19 protein-coding genes and 1 pseudogene are annotated in these 20850 nt (G+C 35.1%); 3 read left to right on the top strand and 17 right to left on the bottom strand.

The genetic code is table 11. The features are described from left to right. Positions 1-51: 51 nt before the first annotated feature. From LN736_RS15430 to kdpF, 14 genes and pseudogenes are all read right to left on the bottom strand, one after another. Positions 52-1224: a PDDEXK nuclease domain-containing protein gene (locus LN736_RS15430; RefSeq protein WP_150355964.1), complete on the bottom strand. Its 1173-nt coding sequence runs from the start codon at positions 1222-1224 to the stop codon at positions 52-54. Positions 1225-1336: 112 nt separating this feature from the next. Continuing rightward, positions 1337-2257: a ribonuclease Z gene (locus LN736_RS15425; RefSeq protein ID WP_150355963.1), complete on the bottom strand. Its 921-nt coding sequence runs from the start codon at positions 2255-2257 to the stop codon at positions 1337-1339. A 123-nt stretch (positions 2258-2380) separates the two neighbouring features. Next, positions 2381-3157, bottom strand: coding sequence for a serine hydrolase (locus LN736_RS15420; protein WP_179977628.1), 777 nt, complete (start codon positions 3155-3157; stop codon positions 2381-2383). A 3-nt stretch (positions 3158-3160) separates the two neighbouring features. Beyond that, entirely contained in the window at positions 3161-4363 is a 1203-nt protein-coding gene (yjeM, locus tag LN736_RS15415; RefSeq protein WP_229981925.1) for a glutamate/gamma-aminobutyrate family transporter YjeM, read from the bottom strand. 20 nt (positions 4364-4383) lie between these two features. Beyond that, a pseudogene (locus tag LN736_RS15410) lies at positions 4384-5208 on the bottom strand (dipeptide epimerase); the annotation flags it as partial. A 118-nt stretch (positions 5209-5326) separates the two neighbouring features. After that, positions 5327-5653 (bottom strand): DUF3870 domain-containing protein, encoded by a 327-nt coding sequence (locus LN736_RS15405; RefSeq protein WP_150355959.1) that lies wholly within the window; start codon positions 5651-5653, stop codon positions 5327-5329. Between the two features lie 210 nt (positions 5654-5863). After that, the gene (locus tag LN736_RS15400) at positions 5864-6085 is read right to left on the bottom strand and encodes a helix-turn-helix domain-containing protein (RefSeq protein ID WP_150355958.1); all 222 of its coding nucleotides are present in this window, start codon (positions 6083-6085) and stop codon (positions 5864-5866) included. Between the two features lie 105 nt (positions 6086-6190). Further along, positions 6191-6889 carry a response regulator gene (locus LN736_RS15395; RefSeq protein WP_229981924.1) on the bottom strand — a complete coding sequence of 233 codons (699 nt, stop codon included), beginning with the start codon at positions 6887-6889 and terminating at the stop codon, positions 6191-6193. A 17-nt stretch (positions 6890-6906) separates the two neighbouring features. Continuing rightward, positions 6907-9615: a sensor histidine kinase gene (locus LN736_RS15390; protein ID WP_229981923.1), complete on the bottom strand. Its 2709-nt coding sequence runs from the start codon at positions 9613-9615 to the stop codon at positions 6907-6909. A 65-nt stretch (positions 9616-9680) separates the two neighbouring features. Further along, positions 9681-10067, bottom strand: a complete 387-nt coding sequence (locus LN736_RS15385; RefSeq protein ID WP_229981922.1) for a hypothetical protein — start codon at positions 10065-10067, stop codon at positions 9681-9683. A 31-nt stretch (positions 10068-10098) separates the two neighbouring features. Further along, complete coding sequence (locus LN736_RS15380; RefSeq protein ID WP_229981921.1) at positions 10099-10722, bottom strand: K(+)-transporting ATPase subunit C; 624 nt, start codon at positions 10720-10722, stop codon at positions 10099-10101. Between the two features lie 25 nt (positions 10723-10747). Further along, the gene (kdpB, locus tag LN736_RS15375; protein ID WP_229981920.1) at positions 10748-12805 is read right to left on the bottom strand and encodes a potassium-transporting ATPase subunit KdpB; all 2058 of its coding nucleotides are present in this window, start codon (positions 12803-12805) and stop codon (positions 10748-10750) included. Positions 12806-12828: 23 nt separating this feature from the next. Continuing rightward, positions 12829-14502, bottom strand: a complete 1674-nt coding sequence (gene kdpA, locus LN736_RS15370; RefSeq protein WP_229981919.1) for a potassium-transporting ATPase subunit KdpA — start codon at positions 14500-14502, stop codon at positions 12829-12831. A gap of 23 nt (positions 14503-14525) precedes the next feature. Then, the gene (kdpF, locus tag LN736_RS19245) at positions 14526-14603 is read right to left on the bottom strand and encodes a K(+)-transporting ATPase subunit F (RefSeq protein ID WP_407647191.1); all 78 of its coding nucleotides are present in this window, start codon (positions 14601-14603) and stop codon (positions 14526-14528) included. Between the two features lie 303 nt (positions 14604-14906). Between kdpF and LN736_RS15365 the strand changes: the two genes are divergently transcribed. Next, a complete protein-coding gene (locus LN736_RS15365; protein WP_229981918.1) occupies positions 14907-15158 on the top strand; it encodes a TfoX/Sxy family protein in 252 nt (83 codons plus the stop codon). Between the two features lie 79 nt (positions 15159-15237). After that, positions 15238-15483: a carboxymuconolactone decarboxylase family protein gene (locus LN736_RS15360; RefSeq protein ID WP_378061542.1), complete on the top strand. Its 246-nt coding sequence runs from the start codon at positions 15238-15240 to the stop codon at positions 15481-15483. Positions 15484-15723: 240 nt separating this feature from the next. On the opposite strand, the gene LN736_RS15355 is transcribed toward LN736_RS15360, so the two are convergent. From LN736_RS15355 to LN736_RS15345, 3 genes are all read right to left on the bottom strand, one after another. Continuing rightward, entirely contained in the window at positions 15724-16395 is a 672-nt protein-coding gene (locus tag LN736_RS15355; protein WP_229981917.1) for an RraA family protein, read from the bottom strand. Between the two features lie 288 nt (positions 16396-16683). Then, the gene (locus tag LN736_RS15350) at positions 16684-17301 is read right to left on the bottom strand and encodes a 4-carboxy-4-hydroxy-2-oxoadipate aldolase/oxaloacetate decarboxylase (RefSeq protein WP_229981916.1); all 618 of its coding nucleotides are present in this window, start codon (positions 17299-17301) and stop codon (positions 16684-16686) included. A gap of 85 nt (positions 17302-17386) precedes the next feature. Next, positions 17387-18688 carry an MFS transporter gene (locus LN736_RS15345; protein ID WP_229981915.1) on the bottom strand — a complete coding sequence of 434 codons (1302 nt, stop codon included), beginning with the start codon at positions 18686-18688 and terminating at the stop codon, positions 17387-17389. 794 nt (positions 18689-19482) lie between these two features. Between LN736_RS15345 and LN736_RS15340 the strand changes: the two genes are divergently transcribed. Continuing rightward, positions 19483-20124, top strand: a complete 642-nt coding sequence (locus tag LN736_RS15340) for a GntR family transcriptional regulator (RefSeq protein ID WP_229981914.1) — start codon at positions 19483-19485, stop codon at positions 20122-20124. Positions 20125-20850 lie beyond the last annotated feature (726 nt).

The following is a 20850-nucleotide window of genomic DNA, read 5'->3' as shown; positions in this document are numbered from 1 at the left end:
TCAGGTTTATACATTTACCTGAAGCCTGACATCAATATACTTGCTTGAAAATTATACAAATTTCAATCTCTCCCTAATTTCACAGCCTATTTCCTCTACTGTAGGCAACATTCCCTGAAGCTGTGGTGGGATATCTTCATTCAACCTATACTCGGCATCTTCAGGTTTTTCCATATCCTTAAAAGCATACTGTACAATTAATTTTTCATCATCCTTGCAGATAATTATGCCTATGGAACTGCTATCATCTTTACCTTTGACTGACTCATCCAATATGGAAAGATGAAAAGTTAAAATGCCCATATATTCAGGCCTAAATTTTCCAATTTTCAATTCAACTGCTATGTAGCATTTCAGCTTTAAATTATAGAAAAGTAAGTCTATATAATAATCTCCTCCAGAAAATTCCACATGGTATCTGCTGCCAATTAATGCAAATCCAGAATTTAATCCTAAAAAAAATTCTATTGTGCACTTTATGAATTGTTCCTGAAAATATTCTCTTTTTCCCTCATTTAAATAACCCATGAAATCTATTAAATATTCATCCCTTAATATTAAAGAATAATCCTTCACTTCATTTTTAGATGTTTGATCCATCTCTTCACTTGAAATTATATCTTTTATGAAAGGTGAATCGTTTATACTTTCCTTTTTATCATTATCGTCATTCTGGGAAAAGTTGTCCACTTTTGATGTAATAATATCTTTATTTTCAAAAAACTGTTCTTCTCCATCCTGTTTTTTCTCTTCATGAGTATCTTCTTCGTCATTTCCTGCCATACCACAGTGTAGATCTATTTCCTTAACTAATCTTTCCATGGTCCAACCTTTTTTTATAACCTCATTCATATACTCCATTCTTTTATCTGCATATCTTATCTTATCTATGAGAACTACGCTGCAAGACCAGCTTATCTTAGAGGCTATATTTTGTACAAGATTCTGAGACTCATACTCCACAGCAAAATTAAGCATATTTTTTAAATTTTTTTCTGAAAAACCTAAATTATTTGGGAATTGAGTTCTAAAATATTGAGCTGCAGTACTTATAAACTCATCTTCACAATCTTCGTTTTGCCTCATTAAAATTAAATTTCCAATTTTCCAGTAAAGCATAAACATGTTCTTATTAATAGTCATCAGGGAGCTGTTTTTTGAAGAAATCACATCATCCTTCAAATTTTCCAGTAAACTTTCTATATCCTTATGATATTCTATCACAGTAAAATCACCTCAGGACTGGCATTATTTTATTTCTGATAATTACATATTCTATTATACGGTAAAATATACAATATTTCTACAGGATTAAATCTATTTATTTTACATTTAGTTATTCTTGTGAATCCTCGAAGTTGATACTTTTTACATATCTGTCTTCTCCTATTATAGTATTTTCAAATATTTCTCTGGCATTTTCCAAATACAGCTGTGGTTCAGGCATGGAAGGGCTGAAATGAGTAAGCCACAATTCCCCTACTTCTGCCCTTCTGGCAAGAAGTGCCGCTTCTGAAAATACCATGTGTTTATACCGAATGGCCTTCTCAATGCTTTCATCATCACCGTACATCCCCTCACAAATAAACACATTAGAATATTGAATAAATTTCACCAGTTCTTCGACGGGCCTGGAATCCGTACAATAGGATATCTTTAGTCCCCTTCTCTTATGTCCAAGCACCATGTCTGGAGTGTATATATAGTCCTTATTCCTTACAACCTCCCCTTTTTGAAGTTTACTCCAAAATCTCCTGGGTATTTTATTTTTAATAGCTTTTTCTCTGTCAAACTTTCTATTTCTAACTATATCTAAAGAATATGCAAGACAGGGTATACCGTGATCTACCGATAATATATTTATATTAAAGTCTCCTATTTTTTTATAACAGCTGCCCTTTCCATAAAGTTCAATCAGATTCATTTTATACGGAAGCACGGGTGCTATAACCCTAAGTCCATTTATCACTTTCAAAAGGCCCTCAGGTCCTATTATGCTAATGGGTTCCGTCCTTCCTGAATTAGCTATTGTAAGTAACAGCCCCGGCAATCCTGCTATATGATCTGCATGAAAATGTGTAAATAAAATAACATCTATATTCTTTATTTTCCACCCTAAAATTTTCAAGCTCAGCTGTGTACCTTCACCACAATCTATAAGAAGTTTTCTTCCCTTATAGGAAACTATCATTGAAGTAAGGTATCTGCCCGGGACCGGCATACTTCCTCCACATCCAAGTAAACATAAATCCAACATAAGCCTACCTTCTTCCTGAATTTAGTATATAACATAATAACATAAATTCAAATTAATTTCCCATATTCTTTAAATATTAATAACTGGCTTCTTTTTAACAGCAGCCAGTTATTAGATTAAATCTTATTGTAGTGATATAAAATAATCATAAGCTATCCTGGAAATTCTTCCAATTGTCTTCCTTGCAAAATTATTGGTGACAGCATTCCAGGTAAGCCCGCAGAAAATATAATCCACATTAGGAAGATACACTATGCCCACATCATGGCTTATTCCATCCAAATCTCCCGTCTTGTGGGCAATAGTAGTTTCATCTGGAACATCAAGCCTCATAACACTATTATCCAGCTGATTTATCAATATGTCTTTCATCATAATACTGTAAGGTTCTCCAGACTTCTCACCTCTATAGATGATCTCAAAAAATTTTACCATATCTGAGGCAGTTGTTTTATTTTCTCTTCCCTCTTTTCTAGCCAACGAATCCATCATTTTTCTCTGAAGCGTCGTATCTTTGATTTTTAAACTTTTGATATAATCATTTACATTATCCATGCCTGCAAGATCTATCAATATGTTTGCTGCAGTATTATCGCTTTGAATTATCATCAAAGTTATTATATCCTTTAAAGTATAACTGCTGCCGCTTTCCAAAAGATTGAGTATGCTAAAAGGTACTTTTACATCATTTTCTACTGTTATTCTCTGCTTAAGTGAAAGTTTGCCCTCCTTAACTTGTTTAAATACTTCCATCATTATAGGTATTTTTATAAGGCTTGCAGAAGGTACAACCACTTTTTCATTATAGGCAGCTTTTTCTCCTGTCTTAAGATTTTCCACCATAAATGCACAATTCAATTTTTTAAAATCCATTGCACTTAGCATTTGTTCATACAGCATTCTTTATTCCTCCTGACTTTCTACTTTTTGTTTTGAAATTTTATTCTTTTTTTCATAATTGGAATACATTATAAATGCCACAATAGAGAAAAATATAGGGCCTACAGCCATCCATATGGTGCTTTGCATATCACCTTGAAATGCCGGTGTAATTATGGTAAACAAATTTGCAAAACCTATAGTAAATACAACAATTATTTCCCAGATCAGAGATGATCTATGGCTCTTAAAAATTACAAAGGGCTTGTTGATTTCCTTTTTCCTTTTAAAAGGTACAAAAGCTCCTGCTATAAACATATAGGGAATTGTCAACGCCACATTTGTCATACTTACAACTATGTTAAAAAACTTGGATGCACCTTCCCCTCCAACTGTAAGCAGTCCTAAAAGCAAAACAACTATAATACACTGTATCCACATTGCATTTTTGGGCATGTCATCTTTTATCTCAGTCATTTTTTCAGGGAACAGTCCTTTTGGAGTACCTTCTATTATCTGCTTAAGCGGACCATACAACAGTGTTATAATGCTTCCCGTCAATGCCAGGAACATGGATAGGCCAACAAATCTTGCTACCCAGGCACCTAATGAAAGTGCTGCAGACTGACTTAAATTCAGACTGATACCAAGCTGATAACCCAAATTCTGCATTATGACATATGCAACATTGGCCAAATGAACATCCGGATTTGAAAGTACCTGTTTCCAGTTTGTAAAGATTCCACACATAAATATACCTATGGAATAGCCCAATGTTATTACTATCGCAGATATAGTCATACCCTTTGAGAAATTTTTTTCGGGTTTTTCGGTCTGATCTACAAGCCCTGCTACAACTTCAATTCCTCCATAGGCAAATATGGCAAAAACTATAAAAGATAAAATTGAAAGAGTGCTGTGATATTTAGGATTTGGAGATACTGTAAAACTAAGAGGTTGTGCAAGTTGTCCATGGTTTGCCGCAAGAACAATCAGAGCACCTATGATCAAGAGAACATTTAGAAGCATAACTGCAGTACCTCCAACTGAAGTAACTTTCGAAATATTTTTCAGTCCCTTGGTAGCTATAAATGTCATGGTTACTATAAAAATAATACTGAAAATTCCTATAACCTGAGTGGATTTAAGTCCCCAGAACCCCCATGTGGCTGTTATATCTCTGCCAAATATTAAATTTGAAAGTGGAATCCATATAAGCGAACACATATCAACTATAAGGACAACATATGAAGCATACCACTTTTCATAAGTTTTATATTTATCATATCCGCTGCCCTCTTCTGCAATATATTTAGAGCATCTCTTGGTGAAAACATGCTTTCATCTGCCAAAACCGGAATGGACACATTATCTGTGACGAATTTTAGCCCCTCGATATCCTGTGCTATAACAGGCTGTTCTACAAATTCAAGATCGAGCTCTGCATCTTCCATTTTTCTCAATACTTTTACAGCTTCCTTGGGTTTCCATCCCTGGTTTGCATCTATTCTAAGGTCAATATCATATCCTACAGCTTGTCTTATAGCTTTCATTCTTTCCAGATCTTTTTCAGAATTCTCTCCGACTTTTATTTTTAAGGTTTTGTATCCCCTTTTTACAGCATCCAAACTATCTTTTACCATTTTTTCAATATCGTTTACACTTATCGTTATATCTGTACTTATCTCTTTCCTAAATCCTCCCAAAAGTTTATACAACGGTGCTCTATACAGCTGCCCGTATAAATCGTAAAGAGCTATGTCCACTGCAGCTTTTGCACTGGTGTTTTTTATAATACACCCATTCAATTTCCGTATTACAGCTTCAAAGTTTTCTATATCCATACCTACAATAGCTTTTTTTATGTGATCCTCTATGGCTCCCATTATAGCTCCAGTAGTATCACCGGTTATTACTCCTGTAGGTGGAGCCTCTCCAAAACCTATATTCCCCGTATCCGTATATATTTCAACTATAACATCTTCTACCTTTTCCACAGTGCGAAGTGCTGTTTTAAAGGGAGTTTTAAGTGGAACGGATATCTTTTTTATTTTTAGATCTTGTATTTTCATTTAAAATACCTCCTTGAAATAATACAAAAAAGCCAGCAAAAGCACACATTGTTGCTTTTACTGGCTTTCATTTACTTTAAAATAAGGATAACTCATTTACCATAAATAAAACAGTAAATCAAAAATATCTTTTCTTCATTTCATTATATTTTTTGACTCCATCTTTGTAGGCTACAATAATAGCCTTTTGAGAAGAGCCGTGATATCGCTTTATAACCTCTTCCTTCAACTTATCATCAAAGGTTTTAAGGCTTCTGCCCATCAAAAGGGATTTTATAAATTCATCTGTAGTCCTCAGTGTAGAAGATGAACTCGAATCAATTATCCTATCTGTTTTTAAATCCACTACAAAACCTATATAAAATGAATTAAATCTGAGTGTAATGGCATTGTCGGTATTTGTTTTGGCATTGCCCACTACATATACCGTATTTTTCTCATACATGAAATCATCTCAATTATGTAAGAATATAAATAATTACTAATTATTATCCATATTATAGAATAAATATTGGGAAAAGTCAATTAACAATAAAATACAGATTAAAATATAAAAGGCAGCTATAAAATCTCCTATACAACTTTATAACTGCTCTGTTTTCTTTGTTTAAATTTCTGAAAATATTCAAATAAATTTATGAGAAGTTTCTAGCCATCATGCACTCAATATTAAGTCGTCAACCTTACAGCCAAGTACTTTTGCTATTACTGAAACTTTGTCAAGACTTGGATTTTTCTTATCTCCCCTCTCCAGTTCTTCTAAATAAGATTTTGAAATTGAAGTTTCAAAACTGGTATCCTTAGTAAGATTTTGAATATCTAAGGTAGTATATCCTAAGCCTACCCTTATATCACGAATTTTTTTTCCGTTTAACATAAGAAAACCCCCTATTTAATATTGACTTCTCTTTTTAAATTATATTCCTTTTTTATAAAAATTTACAGCGGGGTTTTGTTATTTAATTGTTAATTTGCTTCATATTTATTGCTCAACAAGCCTGTAACCAACTCCAACTTCCGTATATATATATTCAGGTCGTGTAGGATCTTTTTCGAGTTTTCTTCTCAAATTTGCCATAAATACTCTGAGAGATTGGGTTTCACTGCCCAGAACGGATCCCCAAATTTCGTTTATAATAAAATTATGGGTCAGCACTTTGCCTGAATATCTGCATAAAAGTTCCATTATTTTGAATTCCGTAGGAGTCAGATGTATATTTTTGCCTGCTGCAACCACTTTTCTTTTTTCAAAATCAATATACAGATCCTTAACTCTAAATTCCTTCATCTTTTTTCCCTGAACACTGTTCATACCACTGTGTCTCAATGACACGCGAATCCTGGCAAGCAGCTCTCCTATTCCAAAAGGTTTTGTCAGATAATCATCTGCTCCTCTGTCCAGTGCTTCAACCTTCTGTCTTTCATTTTCTCTAGCGGAAACAATTATAATGGGAACTTTTGACCATTCCCTTATTCTAGATATAACTTCAATTCCATCAATATCCGGAAGGCCAAGATCAAGTATTATGAGATCCGGATTATTTGACATGGAAAGAGCCACAGCCTCATTTCCCTTATCCGTTTCAATGTACTTGTAATTTTGAGCTGACAGTGACGTAGTTATGAATCTTCTTATAATTTTGTCATCTTCAACTACTAGAATATACGGTTTATTATCCACCTGTCATTCTCCTTTCTCTACTCTATTACCTTTTTACCGGGAATATTGAATCTAAAAATGGAACCTCCATTTTTTCTATTAAAAGCCACAATTTTTCCACCGTGAATTTCCACAATGGATTTACATATAGCAAGCCCCAATCCAACTCCCCTTCTGGAATCAGATATCTTACTTCCATTTGTAAAAAACCTGTCGAATATATGTGGTAATATTTTATCATCTATACCTATTCCATCATCAATGACTTCAAAAAATACATCATTGTCCTTTCCATAAGCCTTTACCTGTATAAGAGATTTCTTTGGAGAAAATTTTGCAGCATTGTCTATTAAATTTATAAGTACCTGTTCAATCAATTTTCCATCCATAGGGGCCATTATCATTTCACCGGGAACACTTATTTTTATTTCATGATCTTTAAAATACTTGGAACTTCTCTGTGCTGCCTCTGCAAGAACTTCCTCCACCAATTCCAAATTCTTATTGATTTTCACACTGCCATCATCAAATCTGGTCATGCTGAGCAGGTTTTCCACCAGCCTTATAAGCCATTCAGTATCGTCATAAACACCCTTTAAAAGATTCTGCTTGACTTCTTCAGTTATGGATTTGCCATCCTCCAAAATTGTACTCACAGCACCTTTAATTCCCGCCAGCGGACTTCTCAAATCATGAGAAATAGACCTTAAAAGACTGCTTCTAAGCCTCTCCCTGTCGATAGCCACCTTTGAAGCCTCCTGCTGGCTTACAAGAATTTCCCTGTCAAGTGCAATGGCCATCTGACTCGTAATAGTTTCAATTATGAATTTTTGATCCGGCTCAAGGAGTCCTTCAGAGCAAGACACCCCTATGATTCCCAATATTTTTCCACTGACTTTTATAGGTATATAATACCCCTGAGCCCCATAAAAGGTATCCGTACCTGCCCCAGCCTCTCTTCCCTTTAAAAAGCTCCAATAGGCTGCAGCATTCTCGTTTTTATCTGAAAAAGAAAATTTAGATTTTCCATTATCATCATTATAAACAAAAGGGGCAGATAGCTTTCCATCTTTTGATAGATAACACACAATAGTCCTTGCTATAAGCCTGGAAATATACTTTATTCCTATTGACGCCACATCCGAATTCCCAACTGCACTGAGCAGCTTACTGCTGACTCTATAGAGGGTCTGTGTCCTTCTTTCCCTGGTATTCGAATCGGAAGCATTCTTTTGAATTCTGTTGGTTAAATTTCCAATAATAAATGCCACGACAAGCATTATTACAAAAGTAATCAAATAGTTTTTATCATAAAATTGAAATGAATGCTTCGGTTCAATAAAGAGATAATTAAACAGGGCCACCCCTATTATTGACGATATTATTCCCAGGAAATACCCTTTTGTCTTAATGTATACAATTATAACGCCCAAAATTAAGATCATAAATACATTTGATTCAGAAAATCCAACATATTCACAAAACAGGGCAATAAAAGTTGTAATCAGTATAATTACAGCGGCTTCCAAAATATCCCTCAGAGATAGATCAAAATTAAAACTCAATTTTGTAAAGAATCTTTTCTTTTTTTCCTCATATAATGAATTAGGTATAACATAGACATCAATATAAGAATTGGAATCCATGAGTTTGTCAACCACATCTTTGGCATAAAAGTGAAACAATCTGCTGGTCTTTTTATTGTTCTTTCCTATTATAATTTTTGTTATATTCCTGAACTTGGCATATTCTATTATCTGGTCAGATATATCGTCTCCATATATGGTAGCTACTTCTCCGCCCAGCTGTTCTGTTAAATTGAAATAAGAATTCAGCCTTTTTACATCATCCTTTTCATTTTCATGATTTTGGGTAGTTTTTACATAAAGCACTATCCACTTTGAGTGATAGACTTCAGCCATTCTGGCCGCAGTACGTATTACTCTGGCAGAAGAAGGAGAAGAGCTTATGCATGCCATTATCTGATCCGAAGTAGGCACTACGGTAATCTGACCCCTGGAAAGTCTGTCAATTTCCACCTCATAATTTACCCTGTCTGCAATCTTCCTGAGTGCAATTTCCCTCAGGGCATACAGATTATTTTTGGTGAAAAAATGATCAAAAGCCCTTCTTACCTGATCCCTGCCGTATATTTTTCCATCGCTGAACCTCTTCAAGAGCTCATCTGGTTCTATATCTATTATTTCCACCTTGTCTGCATCTTCAAATACCTTGTCGGGAATAGTCTCCCTCACAGTCACGTGAGTTATGCTCTCCACTACATCATTTAAACTTTCAATATGCTGCACATTAAGTGTGGTGTATACGTCAATTCCCGCATCCAGAAGCTCATATACATCCTGCCACCTCTTTTTGTTTCTCTTGCCTTTTGTATTGGTATGAGCCAGTTCATCCACAAGTATTATATCAGGCTTTCTCAAAAGCGCTTTATCCAAATCAAATTCCTTTAGGATCATACCTCTGTAATTGATCACCCTTGGAGCTATACTTTCAATCCCTTTGGTCAGTTCCATGGTATCTTTTCTTCCGTGAGGCTCTATATATCCTATTACCACATCTTTTTTAAGCTGCTTTACTTCACGGGCTTCCCTCAACATTGAATAGGTTTTCCCCACTCCTGCCGCATATCCAAAAAATATTTTCAATTTTCCCCGTTTATTTTCAATCTGATCTTTTTGAACTTCCTTTAAAAGATAGTCAGGATCTGGACCTCTATACTGGTTCATAAAAAACAACTCCTATTATTTAAAAATTAACCCTTACCCGCACATCCAATTATATCACTAGCGTTTCACTTAAACAGTACAAATCTATTTTTCAGATAGAACACAGCAGTGCCGTTATTATAAAAATTATACAGTTCAATACTATGCCCTTTAATCCTGCCATTAAGGTATATTTTTCTATATGAACCCAAGCTTCCTTCATTTAGAATCAACTTGATATCATTATCCTCTATGCTGTATTTTGCTTCAATATATACCGCACCTCTAGATAAGGTGTTTATCAAAGTACAATTATTATTCGCAGACAATATAAGCAGTACATTATTTTTAGGACATTCATACTTTCCTGTGTAGTCATTTTTATAATATCCTCTATTGGAAAAAATCAAAATACAACCAATTACAGTTAAAAAGAGCAATACAATGATGATCTTTTTCATAATGGCATTCACTTACTTTCCTCACAATTTTTAAATATGAATATTATTTATTTAAAATTGAAGCTATTTCAAGATTTACTTTAAGTACATTTACTCTGGGTTCACCTAAGCTTACGGAAGTATCACCTTTAGTGTACTTTTTAACTATCTGACGCAGCCTGTTTTGATCTATACCGGTTGCTTTTGATACCGCAGGTATCTGTATCTCCGCAGCTTGAGGACTTATGTCCGGATCAAGCCCGGAACCTGAGCTTGTAAGAAGATCTGTAGGTATATCCTCTTTTTTCACTCCTGGATGCAATTTCAAGAAATCATTTATATCTTTTTGAACTCTTTCCTTCAGTGCCTTGTTGGAAGGTGCCAGATTCTGTGATCCGGAGGATACTCCGGAATAAGCTGCTTTGCCGTCTTTACCCGGTTTTGTATCCTCTTTTGTATAAGTATTGTAATTTACAGATGAAACCCTTCCTCTAAAAAATCTGGGATCGGTGAAATTCTGGCCCAGTAGTTCAGAGCCTACCTCTTTGCCGCCCACAGTTACAATACTGCCATTTGCCTGCTTGTGAAAGAAAACCTGACCCACCACCGTTATAAAAAGCGGAAAGATAATTCCACAAATTATCATCATTGCAATGGTCACCCGAAGGGCCTTTTGAAAATTTTTCATTTTAAAACCATCCTTTCATAAATATCTAACCCAGGTTGAGAACTCTAACCAGCGGAGTTATAATCATATCTATAATTTTTATTCCTATAAAAGGTGCAATTATCCCGCCAAGTCCGAAAATAAACATATTTCTCAAAAGCATTGCCTCTGATTTCATGGGCTTATATTTTACACCTCTCATGGCAGTATGTATAAGCAATGGAATTATTACTGCATTGAATATCAGTGCTGACAGTATGGCACTATAAGGTGTTGACAATCCCATTATATTTAGGACCTGCATTTTAGGTATAACAACCATAAACATGGCAGGTATTATGGCAAAATACTTGGCTACATCATTGGCAATACTGAAGGTAGTCAGCGCCCCCCTCGTTATAAGAAGCTGTTTTCCTATTTCAACCACTTCAAGTATTTTGGTGGGATCCGAATCCAAATCCACCATATTTGCAGCTTCCTTTGCAGCAGTGGTTCCACTGTTCATTGCCAGGCCAACATCAGCCTGGGCCAATGCCGGTGCATCATTTGTACCGTCTCCGGTCATGGCTACAAGCCTTCCTTCTGACTGCTCCTTTTTTATTGCCACTATTTTGTCTTCCGGTTTACACTCGGCAATAAATCCATCTACTCCGGCTTCCTTGGCAATGGTTGCTGCAGTAAGCGGATTGTCCCCTGTACACATTATGGTCTTGATTCCAATTTCACGCAGTCTTTTAAATCTCTCCACAAGTCCTGGTTTAACCGTGTCCTTGAGATAGATAACTCCATATATCCTATTGTCCACACATAGTACAAGAGGTGTACCACCAAGACTTGCCACTTTATCAACTATTGATTGAAGATCCTCTGGAATACTTCCCTTCAATTTTTCTACCCTGTCTCTTACAGCATCATAGGCACCTTTCCTTATAGAAGTGCCATCCTTCAAATCCACTCCGCTCATCCTTGTCTGGGCCGTAAATTCTTCAAATTCTGCACCATCATATTCAGTTTCATCTATATTGGAACCCTGTTTATAGCCAAGCTCTACTGTGGATTTTCCCTCCGGCGTGTCATCTTTAAAGGAACATATGACAGAATAATCTATAAGCTCCTTTTTATCTGCACCCTTAACCGGGATAAATTCTGCGGCCAACCTATTTCCAAAGGTTATGGTTCCCGTTTTGTCAAGTATCGTGGTATCCACATCACCGCAGGATTCCACCGCCTTTCCGGACATGGCTATTACATTGAATCTGGTAACCCTGTCCATGCCTGCTATGCCGATAGCAGATAAAAGTGCCCCTATTGTAGTGGGTATAAGGCAAACAAGCAGTGCTACAAATGTGGACATTGGAATACTGACTCCCATATAAGCGGCCATAGGATAAAGAGCCACCAACACTATGAGAAAAATAAGAGTAAGACTTACAAGTACAGTATTGAGTGCAATTTCATTGGGAGTTTTCTGCCTCGAGGCCCCTTCCACAAGACTTATCATTTTATCAAGGAAGGACTTTCCCGGAACTGCTGTTATTCTTACTTTGAACCAGTCGCTTACAACCTTGGTACCCCCTGTCACCGAGGCAAAATCTCCTCCTGATTCTTTTACAACAGGAGCCGATTCACCGGTAATTGCAGATTCATCAACAGATGCTATTCCCTCTACAACCTCACCGTCATTGGGAATTATATCCCCGTTTTCCACTAGAACCATATCATTCTTTTTAAGTTCTCCAGCACTTATAACTTTTATATTTCCCCTGGAATCCAAAAGCTTTGCCTTGGTATCTTTACGGGTTTTCTTCAGGGTTTCCGCCTGCGCCCTTCCTCTACCTTCAGCTATTGCTTCAGCAAAGTTTGCAAACAGAAGAGTTATAAACAGAATTACAGCTACTATAAAATCATAAATTCTCAGGTTATTCCCCACATCTCCAAATATACCGGGGAAGATGATACTTATCAGGGATATGAAAAAACCAATTTCCACTACGAACATAACAGGGTTCTTAAACATATACCTGGGGTTCAATTTTTTAAAAGACTCAATAATGGCATCCTTTAATATATCACTTGTAATAAACTTAGATTTATTATTCTTCATAATCACATCACTCCTTTTGATATTTACAGTGTAAGCTGTTCTGCAATTGGTCCCAGAGACAATGCCGGGAAAAACGTAAGAGCCCCAATTATAATCACAATAAATATCAATGTAAAAGTAAATACTGCATTATCTGTCCTAAATGTTCCCTCACTGACAGGCACCGCCTTTTTCGAGGCCAAAGATCCTGCTACTGCCATCAAAATTATTATTGAAAGGTACCTTCCAAACAGCATTGCCAAACCTGCCGTAGTGTTCCAGAACATGGTGTTGTCCGCAAGTCCCTCAAATCCCGAGCCATTATTGGCTGCGGAGCTTGCATACTGGTACACTATCTGTGTAAGCCCGTGAAAGCCCGGATTTGATATACCTGCCACACCCTGCGGCAGTACCAGCGCCAGGGCTGAAAACATCAATATCAAAAATGGATGTATGATTATGGCAAGTGCAATTAATTTTATCTCTCTGCCCTCAAGCTTCTTTGACAGATATTCCGGGGTTCTTCCCACCATGAGACCGCAGAGAAAAACAGTGAGTATGGCATACATGATCATGTTCATGAAGCCCACGCCTTTTCCACCAAATACCACATTGAGCATCATGTTTACAAGTGGTACTGTTCCGCCTATTGGTGTCAGGGAGTCATGCATGTTGTTTACAGCTCCAGTTGTAGCCGCTGTGGTAACTGTGGTAAAAAGTGACGACATGGGTATGCCAAATCTGACTTCCTTGCCTTCCATATTTCCCATGGACTGACTGAGCCCGATTTGTGAAAGAACTGGGTTGCCTGCTTTTTCAGACGCATAGCAAACTGCTATACCAATAATAAACAGTATTCCCATGGCTGCAAATATGGCGACAGCCTGCTTTTTCTTTTTAATCATGTGTCCAAAACATACCACAATCGACCCTGGCAAAAGCAGCATTGAAAGTATTTGAATAATATTGGTAAGGGGTGTGGGATTTTCAAATGGATGGGCTGAATTGCCTCCAAAGAATCCACCGCCGTTGGTTCCAATCAGTTTTACGGATTCAAGGCTTGCCACGGGTCCCAGTGGAATATCCTGCAGTTTGCCTTCTATGGTAGTGACGGTTTTATTAGGTGACAGCGTCTGGGGAACACCCTGCTGAATATAAAATATGGCCACTACAATACATAGTGGAAGAAGTACTCTGGTTATAATTCTCACAAAATCCACATAAAAATTTCCAACTGACTTTTTCTTTCCTGCAAGCCCCCGTATAAATGCCAGCGCCACAGAAAATCCTGTAGCCGCAGAGATAAACATAAAAAACGTAATAACAATCATCTGGCTGAAATAGGAGAGACCCCATTCACCACTGTAGTCCTGAAGATTTGTATTAGTTAAAAAACTTATTACAGTATTGAAGGTAAGCCCTTGTTCCATGCTGCCTATATGGTTGGGGTTCAATAAATGAACAAACTGAAGCCTCAAAATTATATAGGCTATCACAGCCGGAAGGGCATTGCAAATCAACAGGGCAATTATATACTGCTTCCAGGTCATCTCTTCCTTTGTTATTCCCGAAATCCTGTAAATACAATTGTCCACCTTATCAAGCACGGGATCCAAAAAAGTCTTCTTGTGTTCTGCTACTTTATAAATATATTTTCCCATTGGAATACACAGCAGGACAAAAATAATAAGTATAATTACAGTTTCCAGTATTCCCATAATTACCAACAACCTCCTCTTAATTAAAATTTTTCAGGATTGAACAATGCATAGCACAAATATACAAACAATAAAATAACTACAATACCCAATAAAATCATAAATTGGCCTCCCATCCAAAATTATTTTTTACTGATTTGTTTTTCGCACCAGTTTGTAAAATATTTAAATGATAAAAATCCCGCTACAATCACGACAATAAATAAAATATCCAGCACATTCCATCCCTCCTTCAATTTTCATTTTTAATATTATCACCATGGATATAAAGTTTGTGTTAAGATCACAAGTGCTGATATAATGCTTATATAAATATAATTTGCCACTTTACGAAAAATTAATTACAATAAAAAGAACACCTTTTACAGAACATTATGATAGCTTTTTTAAAAGGAGGTAAAATTATGAATACACTTCACGAACTTCCTAATATTAGTAAAGTAATTGAGAAAAAACTCATTGAAGCAGGTGTAGATACACCTCAATCACTTATGAATATTGGAAGCAAGGAAGCGCTTAGTAGAATTAGATTAGAAGATGATACAACTTGTATTAATATGCTTTACGCTTTGAAAGGAGCAATAAAAGGAATTAGATGGCATTCTCTGTCTAACGATATAAAACAAGAATTAAAAGAATTTTATAAGACATTGTAAATTAGGAGGATATGTTCATTATGAGTATAAGTAATTCATTTTTGACTTTTGCCAAAGAAGCACCTGAACAGCAAAAAGCGTGGGGGAACTTATTGAGAAACTTGGTACTGCGTGTAAACTTGATAAGAAAACAGAAGCACTTGCTTATTTAGCAGTACTAGCCTCTACAGGGCTTGAAAGTGGTATACCATTTCATGTTAAACATGCTAAAAAGTTAGGAGCAACGAGAGAAGAAATTATAAGTAGTATTTTAGTGGGACTTCCTGCTGTCGGAAATATTGTAATTCAGGCATTACCCATTGCATTATCTGCATTTGATGAATAACATTTAGGTTCTACTATTTAAAGCAAAAGTGCGAGGGTTTCGCACTTTTATTATTTGAGTTATATTGTATCCTGCATTATACAATTAAAATTAAGAAGAGGCTGCAGTTCTTTTTACTACAGCCCCAAACAAGTTGAGTACAATTATCCAAAGACCTTCATATAAATTAATTTCTAAGGATTTTGATAATTTCCCTGTTTGCACATATACATTCACTAAATTTAACAAATTCATTAATAATCAATCTATGGCCTTAGTTTGCAATGTATGATATCCCATTTCAGCCCTGGCTTCTTTTAAAGTTTTTCCGCCTTTAACTGCATTTACTATATGAACTTCAGTTGCTTCAATTGATTTTGCAATTTCTAATGTTTCTTTTACAGATGATATTGGAATACATACAACACCATTTTCATCTGCAACAATTAAATCGCCAGGACATACTTTAACTCCTGAGATACCAACAGGAATGTTTATAGCATCTGCTTCAACACGATCCTTACCTGTCATCATATAAATTCCCTTTGTGAAAATAGGATACTTAATTTCACGTATCGTTTTTACATCACGGCAAACACCATCAATAACTGTCCCTGCAATTCTTTTTTCTTTTGCAACTTGTGACATTATATCTCCCCAGACAGTACAGTATTCTCTACCACTGTTATCAATTACTACAACATCTCCCTCTTGTACATCATCTAAGAAATCTCCAACAGTACCTTTATTTATTCCACATGGCACATAGTGTACTGTAAATGCTTGTCCACATGCTCTAGTGTCATTTACCACTCCTTTGATCCCAAGCAATCCTCCAACAATCCCCTGTTTATCGAGGGCATCAGTAATAGATGATGTGTCTAATTTTTTATATTCTTTAATTATTTCTATTGGTAATCTTCTAATTTTCATTTTATATTTATACTCTCCTTATTTCTTTATATATATTTTAAATTGAATCTCTCATTTTCTTAGCTCTTACACTAATAATCATTCCTGTATCAGTGTCAACTCTTCTATTACTTTTCTTTTTTAACTTTTTAGCAAATTTTTTTAAGATAAAATGCTAATACTTTGAATATAGGATAAAAAGCCAGCTTTTACATTCTTCTATATATCTATTTGATAACTCTTTTAATAATAATAAAATTTGGCTTTTTTCTAGCTAAATTAATAATATCGTGATCTTTATTCTATTAATTACTTATTCCATTTTTTATCGAATCCCATAAGCTCCGCTGTTGTTTTGCCTTGAGTTAAAAGAACCTTTAATTTGTCTTCTTTGGCTTTCTTTGTCTGTGACTTTTCTAGAACTTCCTGAGCTTTTTCCTGAGGTATAACAACTATACCATCAGCATCACCCACAATAATATCACCAGGTTTTACAATACATCCTCCGCATTCAATTACTGAATTTATCTCTCCACAGGTTTCCTTTAGTGTTCCATTTGGATTTACACCCCTTGAAAAAACGGGAAAGTTCATTTCTATTATATCTTTTTTGTCTCTACATGCTCCGTCAATAACAACTCCTTTAATACCATAAGCTTTACAGGAAGTAGCAAAAAGTTCGCCAAATACGCCTGCCCCGGTATATCCTTTGCAATCAATAACCAAAACTGAACCCGGTTTAGCTTCTGTAATCGCTTTGTGTATAGTAAGATTATCACCAGGTACACAGGTTACTGTCATAGCATAGCCTGTAACCTCAAATTTATAATGAAGAGGTTTAATTTCCTCATTCATACTTCCTTCTCTATTGTTCGAATCGCAAATATTACCAGTTGGTATTCCCTTAAATAAATCAGCTATATTCATTTATAACACAATCTCCCTTCAAAATATTATATTTTGTTTTTTACTAAATCTTCTTACAGTTATTTTTGTAATTTCAAAATATTATTTACCTAGTACATAATGGTTTATCGGTATTAATCGTAAGATATCCTACAATACCTAATAAAGTGACGCCAGCATTAACTAATAGTACAGAATTCCAACCCCACAGTTTGGCAACAACTGGGGCAACAGTAGGTACAATACTAGCAGCTATAAATCCCCACATATTCATCCATCCACTTACTGTTGACGTATATTTCTGCCCAATGTCAGTAGCAATAGACCAAGCAAGAGTTTGAGAAAATCCTGCCATACCAAGTGCTAAGCTAATCCACAAAATATTACCAACTGCTGTAATTGCTGTACGACTTAATAATAAAGCAATTCCAGAAATAGTAAGAGTTATAGCGCAAATAAAATTTCGTGATTTATAACGAGAAAAACCTCGCTTTAATAAATTATCACTAATTAAACCTGCAATAAAAACAGATATTGTAATTGCAATCCATGGAATACTTGTATAAAATCCCATCGACTTAAATGTTAGATTCCTTGTTGCCTGCAGATAGTATGGTAACCAAAACATGAAAAACTGAACGACCCATAGGGTTGCAAAATAACCAACTGCTATCATCCAAAATGAACGCTGCTTTAGAAACGCTGTCCACTGGGATTTTGGCTTTTCGTTTCCTTTAGATTTGTTGTCAAAATTATTTCCTTGAATATAACTCAGCTCTAATTTTCCAACTAGAGGATGTTCTTCGGGATGATTACGTAAAAATTTATAAGCGAAGATTGCACTTATAATGCCAATAATTCCAATAACATAAAATGGTGATCTCCATCCTAATAGACTTACAATGGCAACGATAATTGGAGGCCCTACAATATTGGCAAAGAATGATCCTCCATTCATCAAAGAATTAGCACGGCCTCTTTCATTTTTAGGGAACCAATTTGCAAAAAAGTTATTTCCTGCAGGAAATAATGGAGCTTCTCCAATGCCAAAGAAAAAACGAACAAATATTAGTGATAAAAACGACCATACGGAACCAGTTGCCACTGTAAATATGGACCAAAATACCAGTGAAATAGTTAACATAGTTCGTGAGCCTTTTTTTTCAACAAGCATAGCTCCTGGAATTTGAAAAATAAAATATCCTATAGAAAAAGCAGTAGTTGCTAAACCAAACTGAATAGGCGAAATTTTAAATATATTCATAATAGGTGTTGCTGATACAGAAAATGCTGATCTATCTAAATATGCAACAAAACATAACCACATAACTAAACTTCCGCCAAGCCATCTTATATTAGTTTTTTTCGTCAATTGATTTGGCTCTCCAATTTGTGACGATTTATTCACGATAAACTCCCCCTATTTTAATTGTAAGTTTTCATAATAATACTCTCCAGCAGATAGCATTACGAATATCTTTCATTTGTAAATTTTATTGCTCGGTATATCATATCAATGCTCACTGAATTATTCTCATTTACAATTATCACGTTTTTTATTTTTTGCTCTGTAATTTTAATTTTTGTCGTCAATATGTCGACATCAAAATACGTTATTCGCTTCCTCGAATAAGATTAAATTTGCTATGTAATAAATTTCTTCTCTGATAAAGAGTTTTAGTTTGGTACTTTCAATTACATACAATTAGAACATCCTACTATACCAAATATCTTATAATATAGTTGAATACGTAAACTATGTTTTTATTGCGTAAAAAAGCTAAAATACTCTTTAAGCAGTCATAGCTACAAATCATTTATTCGTTTAACCGTTTACTTCAAAGCAATAAAACCCATTATTATGCCCCCTTTTTCATACTCATTTTTATAGTTGTCTTTTAGCATTCAATTGTCGACAATTTGTCTACATTAAAAATCCTAGCATCATTTCAGTAGATTGTCAATAGTATCTTAACTTTTTTCAATTAAATTTTACTTTGCATAAAATTTAAAAACTATTTTCACATTAAATCCTACATACAAGTCTTTAATTTGCCCTAAAAAATAACTGATGTTTAAACTTGAAAATAGAACATGTTTTTTCTTGACAATCTCTATTTAATTATATACCATAATATATATATGCTTTATCGACAGCTCGCATACAAAATAGTGTTATACTAAAGTATATGGAGGATTTACATGAACAGAAAGAAACAAGCATATGAATATTTAAAAAATGAAATCATTACAAATAGATTTCGCCCTGAGACACCAATCATAGAAATGGAGATTGCATCAAAATTAAAGATGAGCCGCTCTCCAATTAGGGAGGCTATGCGTGAACTTGAGATGGAAGGATTAATTGTTAGTCATCCAGGGCAGGGCTCCTTTGTTGCTTCCATTTCACCCTATGATGTTGAAGAAATTTACGAACTTCGGATATTATTAGAAAGTTGGGCTTTAAAGCGCAGTATTTCCCGTATCACATCGGAAGAACTTGACAACTTGGAGCATGATTTCAAAACTGCCTTCCGTGAGAGTGACTGGGAGGCCTTACACCAAGCTGATCGAGCTCTTCACAATCTTATTATTAATAAATCTCTCAGCAAACGTTTAATCGCTTTTATGAATATTTTAAATTCGCAAATAGAGCGTATCCGCTATATTAGTGCTAAAAATAAAAAGCGTGCTGAACTCTCTTATCATGAACATTTAAAAATTATTCATTACCTTCGTGAGCACAATTTGGATAAGTGTAAGATGACTTTAAAAGCACATCTTAAATCCGTTGTACAGTCTGCTATGGAAGTTGCGAAAATTAGCAAAATAGAAACAAAATAGTAATTCCCTGGGCAATTACGATCAATACCCTTTAATTAAGTATTACTTTAATGTAATTTTTCGTAATTATCCTCATATTGTTGAGAGTAATATAACATATAAAACTATAATGAAGGTATCCCGTAAAGCTCTTTAAAAATTCCTGAAGACATTTTCTAATTTTTAAAGATTTGTATCCATAACCGCTCCTAAAGGAAGTGGTTTGCATAAGCCATACAAAGGCGTGATATTTCCAGCGCCTAAATGACGCTGGCTTTCACACTATGCACTTATTATTATAACTTTTGATTACAATACCCATAATTGATTTACGGTCTTATGATCTGCACCTGTGTGCCGAACATAGAAGGCCAACTTCCATCTTTTAAAAGGCATTGTTTAGAGCTTTAGGACGCTTTCACTATTCCTTATATTCAATGCAGTACAATTCCGCCGCATCCTAGCTCTACTACATTCATTTCTCGTACGCACCTATAAAATAATCTCGGCCATGACCCCGTATACTTCTTTTTTAATTTTATGTCTCATAAAATTAAAGTCATGAATAAAAATTCCAGCATTTTTGTTATGATCTACCATTAAATAAGATATCATTTAAATCAAGAATACTATGTCTTCACATTGAACATACTGGATCTATGTCAATAAAGTAGACACATTTTTTGAATTTTTGAACTGAATATATTTTAATTTTCAAATAGCCCTTAACTATTTTAATTCAATCCA

Source organism: Clostridium aromativorans (assembly GCF_020908015.1).
GTDB classification, from domain to species: Bacteria; Bacillota; Clostridia; order Clostridiales; family Clostridiaceae; genus Clostridium_B; species Clostridium_B aromativorans.
The sequence above is the reverse complement of the archived record's forward strand: the minus strand, read 5'-3'. Positions and strand labels throughout refer to the sequence as shown.

Coding starts and splice junctions, on each gene's coding strand:
- LN736_RS15350 (WP_229981916.1), bottom strand. CDS start 17,301: ATGAATATAGCTGATTTATTTAAGGGAATACCAACTGGTAATATTTGC.
- LN736_RS15365 (WP_229981918.1), top strand. CDS start 14,907: ATGAATACACTTCACGAACTTCCTAATATTAGTAAAGTAATTGAGAAA.
- LN736_RS15355 (WP_229981917.1), bottom strand. CDS start 16,395: ATGAAAATTAGAAGATTACCAATAGAAATAATTAAAGAATATAAAAAA.
- kdpA (WP_229981919.1), bottom strand. CDS start 14,502: ATGGGAATACTGGAAACTGTAATTATACTTATTATTTTTGTCCTGCTG.
- kdpF (WP_407647191.1), bottom strand. CDS start 14,603: ATGATTTTATTGGGTATTGTAGTTATTTTATTGTTTGTATATTTGTGC.
- LN736_RS15420 (WP_179977628.1), bottom strand. CDS start 3,157: ATGCTGTATGAACAAATGCTAAGTGCAATGGATTTTAAAAAATTGAAT.
- LN736_RS15340 (WP_229981914.1), top strand. CDS start 19,483: ATGAACAGAAAGAAACAAGCATATGAATATTTAAAAAATGAAATCATT.
- LN736_RS15380 (WP_229981921.1), bottom strand. CDS start 10,722: ATGAAAAATTTTCAAAAGGCCCTTCGGGTGACCATTGCAATGATGATA.
- LN736_RS15400 (WP_150355958.1), bottom strand. CDS start 6,085: ATGTTAAACGGAAAAAAAATTCGTGATATAAGGGTAGGCTTAGGATAT.
- LN736_RS15425 (WP_150355963.1), bottom strand. CDS start 2,257: ATGTTGGATTTATGTTTACTTGGATGTGGAGGAAGTATGCCGGTCCCG.
- yjeM (WP_229981925.1), bottom strand. CDS start 4,363: ATGTGTTCGCTTATATGGATTCCACTTTCAAATTTAATATTTGGCAGA.
- LN736_RS15390 (WP_229981923.1), bottom strand. CDS start 9,615: ATGAACCAGTATAGAGGTCCAGATCCTGACTATCTTTTAAAGGAAGTT.
- LN736_RS15405 (WP_150355959.1), bottom strand. CDS start 5,653: ATGTATGAGAAAAATACGGTATATGTAGTGGGCAATGCCAAAACAAAT.
- kdpB (WP_229981920.1), bottom strand. CDS start 12,805: ATGAAGAATAATAAATCTAAGTTTATTACAAGTGATATATTAAAGGAT.